Source organism: Mycobacterium sp. (assembly GCF_032162605.1).
Lineage (GTDB): Bacteria > Actinomycetota > Actinomycetes > Mycobacteriales > Mycobacteriaceae > Mycobacterium.
In genome coordinates, this window is sequence record NZ_JAVROT010000196.1 from 1 (window position 1) to 5,402 (window position 5,402).

The window sequence follows — 5,402 nt, forward strand, 5'->3', positions numbered from 1 at the left end:
AACCGTTACGTCCACTCGGCGTATCAGGTCAGCGACATCGACGCGATGGGCGCCGGAGCGCGCTACCTCGCCGAGCTCGGTTATCACCGCTCGTGGGGAATCGGCCGACACTTCCAGGGCAGCCAAATCTTCGACTACTGGCGCGATCCCGACGATGTCATGGTCGAGCACTTCAGCGACGGTGACGTTTTCGACTGCACGCTCGAGCCGGGTTGGGCTCCCTTCACCGCCTCCGGGCTCTCCCAATGGGGACCACCCATCACCAAGGACTTCCTCGGCATCGCGCCCGGCCGCGAATCGCTGCGCGAACTTCGCTCGATAATCAGCGCGCTACGCGACGACAACGAATTCGACCTGGCCAGCCTGCGCGGCATGCTCGCCGTGGCCAATTCCTGACGCCAACCACGACCCAAGGACTCACGATGACCATCTCCATCCTGCGCACCGCCGACGACTGGTGGGTGCAGACCCCAACCGGGGCCGCCCGGATCACCACCGCGGCCGCCACCACCCGCCAGCTGCTGGCCGACCGAACCGTCATCGACGCCGCCGGCAGCGCTGACACCGCGCCCGTGGCCAGCCTGCACCTGCTGTCCCCGGTCACCGCCCCGTGTCGAGTGGTGGCACAAATGACCAACTACGCCTCCCACGTCGAAGACGCCGGACGTGACCCGAAGACCACCCCACTGGCCTTCTTCCGCAAGGCATCCGGCTCCATCAGCGGCCCATTCGACGACATCGTCAAACCCGATCACGTCCGGCTGCTCGACTACGAGGTCGAGATCGGCCTGATCATCGGCCGCGAGATACCCGTCGGCACCACGATCACCGACGCCAACCTCGCCGACTACGTGTGTGGACTGGTCGTGACGAACGACGTTTCGGCACGCGACGTGCAGCTCACCAAAACCCAATTTTACGAGGCGAAGTCGTATCCGACGTTCACTCCGGTCGGGCCCGCGCTGGTGTTACTGGACGCCGACGAGCTCAAGCGCTTCGGTGAGCTGCGCCTACGGCTGCGGGTGAACGGTGAGATCCGCCAGGACATGCTCGTCGAGGGCGACATCATCTACCCGCCCGTGCAGGCACTGCAGGCGCTGTCACGCTTTCAACGTCTCGATGCCGGCGACCTGGTATTGACCGGAACCCCGATAGGCACGGCAATCAGCGCACCACCCAAGCCCGTCGAGGTCATCGGGTCGCTGCTTCCCGACCAGCTCAAGTGGAAGGTCTTCTTCTCAACGCAGGCCAAGAACCCGAAATACCTGCACCACGGCGACATCATCGAGGCCACCGTGGCAACCGACGACGGGGCGATCGACCTCGGCGCGCAACGCACCGTCGTGAAGTGCGCGTGAGCGGCAGCAATTGATGATGACAACGCATGCGCGCGAGCTCACACTGGACACCTTGACTGTCGAGCAGGACGACCGAGTACTCACCGTCCGGTTCTGCGATCCTCCGCACAACTTCATGACAGCGCGGATGCAGAAGGACCTCGACACCCTCACCGCCGCCGTCGACGACGACGACAGTGTCGGCGCGGTCGTGCTCACCGGCGGCGTACCGAACCGCTACGTCACACACTTCGACATCGCCGAGATTCTCGCCGCCACTCAGCGCGTCGGGCGGCCGCCATCAGGTCAAGCACTGTTAGACCTCCTGCGCGGCATCGACGTCGTCGGTGCCGCACCCGGCGGCGAACAGGCCCTTGAGCGAACTCCCATCAGCCAGTTCCTCAGCGTCCCGCGATTCAACCAAGTCGTGCTACGCATCATGCGATCGCCCGCTGTCTACATCGCCGCGATCGGAGGACCCTGCGGCGGTGGAGGATTGGAGATGTCGGTCTGCTTCGACGTCCGCTTGGCCGCTGACGACGAATCAGTGGGCTTCATCCTCCCCGAACTCCTCATCGGCTTGACCACCACCGTCGGCGGTCAACGGCTGGCGCAGCTCATCGGACCCGCCAGGGCACTGGAGATGATGCTGGAGGGCCGGATGTACTCCCCGCAGGAGGCACATCAGATGGGCCTGGTCAATCGACTGGTGGCGCCGAATGACCTCATCGACGAGGCCAAAGAACTAGGCGCGCGATACGCCCGACGAAACCGGAACACCATCGCGGCCCAGAAGAAGGTCTTCAACGAGAACCTTGTCTTGCACCCTGCCGAGAGCCTGCACCGCGAAAGCGCAGCCAACGTATCCACCATCCTGTCCGGCCCCGCTCCGCAGGCGCTGCAGAAATGGCTAGAGATGCAGCGAGCAAATGGCGAGTCCGTATTCCTGACAGACCTCCAGCCATGGATCCAGGGCGACGTGATCCAGCTCAATGCAGAAGAGGTCCATCCATGACTGTTGACGATGTGTCGCCCACTCACGCCGATCAAATCTCCACGGACTTCGAGACGTTCTTGAACGGGCGCAGTCAACGTTCCGGCCAACGTAAACGTCGTAGCATCAAGCTCTTCCGCGGGAATGTCACACTGCCGTCGGACGACCGGATCCTCGACTTCGCGCACGGGTACTACGACGCAGACCCGGCCGCCGAAGCCTTCGTACAAGACGCCTACATCGACGGCAACTCATCCCACGGCAGGGCCATGCTGGACCAGGCCCTCGCACATGGAATCGACTCCGTGCCCGACGCGCCCGCGTCGATGGTGCGACTGTTCGAGGAATTCGAAAACGATCCCCCGTGGGTCGATCACGATCTGGTCGAACGCGGCGCGTTCCTCTTCCGGCGGTGCGGGCCGGCCGTCTTCAGCTTTCTCGGTGTCGGCACGTTGCTCGCGTACACCGAGAACCCGATCGTGCAGCCCCTCAGCATGACCGGCAAGTACGCGGGCGACGCCGCGCTCAACCGCTTCATGGAGACCACCCGCTTCTGGATCGACGTGTCCGACCCGGGCGGCACCAGACCCGGAGCGCCCGGCCGCGCCACCGCCATGCGGGTCCGCATCATGCACGTCTTTCTCCGGCATCGGATCACCCGCCACCCGCAATGGAATCTCGCCGCCTGGGGTAAGCCGATCAACCAAGCCGAAGCGACCATCACGCTGCTGTCGGGTGGGTTCGGTGCAGGGCTGGGTATGCACAAACTCGGCTACCGATCGACCACCGCGGACACCCAAGCGATGATGCACTTCTGGCGATACGTGGGACACCTGATGGGCGTCCAACCCCGCTGGTATCCAGCGGATCTGCGCGAAGCCGGCCAGCTGATGACCCTCTACTTCGCCAAGCGGTCATTCGGCGCGGGCGAGGACGGTCGCGAACTCATCGAGTCGTACCCGCGCGCGTTCACACCGAAACCAGATACGGGCCTTCGAAAAGCGATTCGCGATCAGTTCAACTATCGAATGCAGCTCGGTTATACCCGCTACTTCCTGCCGGGCCGCTTCTACAAGTCCTACGACATGCCGAACCCGTGGCCGTGGGCGCTGGTCCCACCCCTACAGATACCGATCAACCTCGCGATCGACCTCTTGGCGCACCGGAGCGCTCGAATCGCACGCCTGCACGATCAGTACACCCGGTGGCGACGGGACACATGGTTTCGCAATGAGATGGGTGGCCGGGACGCCCAGTTCAAAGCTGCGGAAACCTTCCGACACTGAGGCGGTTCAGCTAACTCGCCGCTTCGTGCACCGAGGTTCGGATGGATTTCATTGCGCCGGCCCATGTTTCGAGTTGTTCGAACAGGACCCCAGCGGCGCCGTCGTGCAGGGCGGCCGGGTTGAAGATGGAGAAGTTCTCGAAATCCGTGAACAGCGAGAACGAAAGCTGTTGCCGGACATGGGCGATCTGTAGCTCACTGCAGATCGCGCGGAGGTGCTCGATCGCTCGGGCACCCCCAAGGGATCCGTAACTGACGAAGGCCGCCGCCTTGTTGCTCCACTCGGCGTAGAGGTAATCGATGGCGTTCTTCAGCACACCTGAGGTGGAGTGGTTGTACTCCGGTGTGACGAAGATGAATCCGTCGTAGCCGCCGATCTTGGCGGCCCAGGCCTTGGTGTGCTCGCCCGCGTACTGGCCCGCCGACGGCGGAATGGCTTCGTCCATGTGGGGCAGTGGGAAGTCAACGAGATCGATCAGTTCATAGTTCGCGCCGGTGCGGCCAGCCGCCTTGCCCAGAACCCAGTCGGCGACTGCCTTGCCGTTACGGCCAGGACGGGTGCTGCCGACGATTATTGCGATCTTGAGATCGTTCACGAAAGACCTTTCGATATGGGATATTTCACTTGCCGATTGAAGCAGGCGGTGTCAGCCGGCACGCGGCCCAGAAGCGCTCAGGTGAAGTTGGCGCCTCCGTCGACCACGATCGTCTGGCCATTGACGTAGGCCCCGTCGTCGGAGAACAGGAACGCCACCATCGCAGCAAGGTCCTCCGGGACTCCGAGGCGATTCGACCGGACCGTCGCGAGGATCTCGTCGCGCCATTCTTCTGTGGTGTTCTCCAGCGCCACCCCAGTGAGGATCACACCGGGCGCGACCGAGTTGCATCGCACGCCATGCTTGCCGCCGACCGTGGCGGTGTGGCGTGTGAGCCCATAGAGTCCTGCTTTTGCTGCTTGGTAGGCGACGCGCCGATCCTCACCCATCCAGACACTGGTTGACATCGTGTTGACGATCGCACCGCTGCCCTGGTCGATCATGATGGGCAGCGCGTGGCGGATTCCAAACATGTAGCCAGTGAGTGTGACGTCGATGGTGTGCTGCCACACGTCGAGCGCGATCGACATCACGTCGGCGTCATGCTCGAGTGCGCGGGGGGAGAGGTCGGCTGCCACGTTGAACAAGCCGTCGAGCCGACCGAATTCCTTGACCGTGAAGTCGATGAGCTCCTTGTAGGATGCCTCGTCGCTGATATCGAAGGCCCGGGCAGCAGCCCGCCCGTCCAACTCTCGGATCTCGTCCACGACTGATTGAGCGGCGGAGATGTTGAGATCGGCGACCACGACGGCCGCGTCCTCCTCGGCGAGGCGCACCGCGGTCGCGGCGCCAATGTTGCCTGGTGCCGCCCCTGCGACAATCGCGACCTTGCCCTCAAGCCCTCTCATGTCTCCGACTCCTCGTTGCCCATTGCTTCGAGTCGCTCATGGAACCGTGCCCATGCCGGCCGCACTCGACTTCGGCATCGGTTGGCGGCGAGGCGATTCGGCCCATGCCACGACCATGGCGCAGGCTGGAGTCACATGGCACCCGTGTGGGCCCCAGTCAGCCCCCGGGTCTGATCGCGATCAGCTGACTCAATCGTCCGCACGCGGGACGAAGGCCTGGTTGTCGCCGCGTTCCTCTTGGGCCGTTCGAAGCCATTGGCTGGGTGGCATTCCGTAGGCAGCTCGGAAGCGCCGGGCGAAGTGAGTTGGGTCCTTGAACCCCCATCGCCGGGCGACGGTGCT

The 5,402-nt window shown here is 63.7% G+C and carries 7 protein-coding genes; 4 read left to right on the forward strand and 3 right to left on the reverse strand.

Translation table 11 applies throughout. The annotated features are described in order from the left end of the window. The 4 genes from QOI01_RS12385 to QOI01_RS12400 all read left to right on the forward strand — a co-directional run. On the forward strand, positions 1-396 hold a 396-nt coding region (locus tag QOI01_RS12385), incomplete at its 5' end, for a VOC family protein (RefSeq protein ID WP_526381278.1). Positions 397-422: 26 nt separating this feature from the next. After that, positions 423-1,358, forward strand: coding sequence for a fumarylacetoacetate hydrolase family protein (locus QOI01_RS12390; protein ID WP_526381280.1), 936 nt, complete (start codon positions 423-425; stop codon positions 1,356-1,358). A 16-nt stretch (positions 1,359-1,374) separates the two neighbouring features. Continuing rightward, positions 1,375-2,352 (forward strand): enoyl-CoA hydratase/isomerase family protein, encoded by a 978-nt coding sequence (locus QOI01_RS12395; protein WP_526381282.1) that lies wholly within the window; start codon positions 1,375-1,377, stop codon positions 2,350-2,352. Continuing rightward, on the forward strand, positions 2,349-3,617 hold the full coding sequence (locus QOI01_RS12400; RefSeq protein WP_526381284.1) for an oxygenase MpaB family protein: 1,269 nt from the start codon (positions 2,349-2,351) through the stop codon (positions 3,615-3,617). Before QOI01_RS12395 ends, QOI01_RS12400 begins: the two co-directional genes overlap by 4 nt. A 10-nt stretch (positions 3,618-3,627) precedes the next feature. Here the strand turns inward: QOI01_RS12400 and QOI01_RS12405 are convergent, their stop codons facing one another. From QOI01_RS12405 to QOI01_RS12415, 3 genes are all read right to left on the reverse strand, one after another. Next, positions 3,628-4,212 (reverse strand): NADPH-dependent FMN reductase, encoded by a 585-nt coding sequence (locus QOI01_RS12405; RefSeq protein ID WP_526381286.1) that lies wholly within the window; start codon positions 4,210-4,212, stop codon positions 3,628-3,630. 77 nt (positions 4,213-4,289) lie between these two features. Further along, positions 4,290-5,060, reverse strand: coding sequence for an SDR family NAD(P)-dependent oxidoreductase (locus tag QOI01_RS12410; RefSeq protein WP_526381288.1), 771 nt, complete (start codon positions 5,058-5,060; stop codon positions 4,290-4,292). Positions 5,061-5,249: 189 nt separating this feature from the next. After that, positions 5,250-5,402: helix-turn-helix domain-containing protein (locus QOI01_RS12415; protein ID WP_526381290.1), on the reverse strand; the 153-nt coding region annotated here is incomplete at its 5' end.

Bases quoted from the DNA above. Each gene is read 5' to 3' on its own strand.
- QOI01_RS12390 (WP_526381280.1), top strand. From the start codon at position 423: ATGACCATCTCCATCCTGCGCACCGCCGACGACTGGTGGGTGCAGACC.
- QOI01_RS12395 (WP_526381282.1), top strand. From the start codon at position 1,375: ATGACAACGCATGCGCGCGAGCTCACACTGGACACCTTGACTGTCGAG.
- QOI01_RS12400 (WP_526381284.1), top strand. From the start codon at position 2,349: ATGACTGTTGACGATGTGTCGCCCACTCACGCCGATCAAATCTCCACG.
- QOI01_RS12410 (WP_526381288.1), bottom strand. From the start codon at position 5,060: ATGAGAGGGCTTGAGGGCAAGGTCGCGATTGTCGCAGGGGCGGCACCA.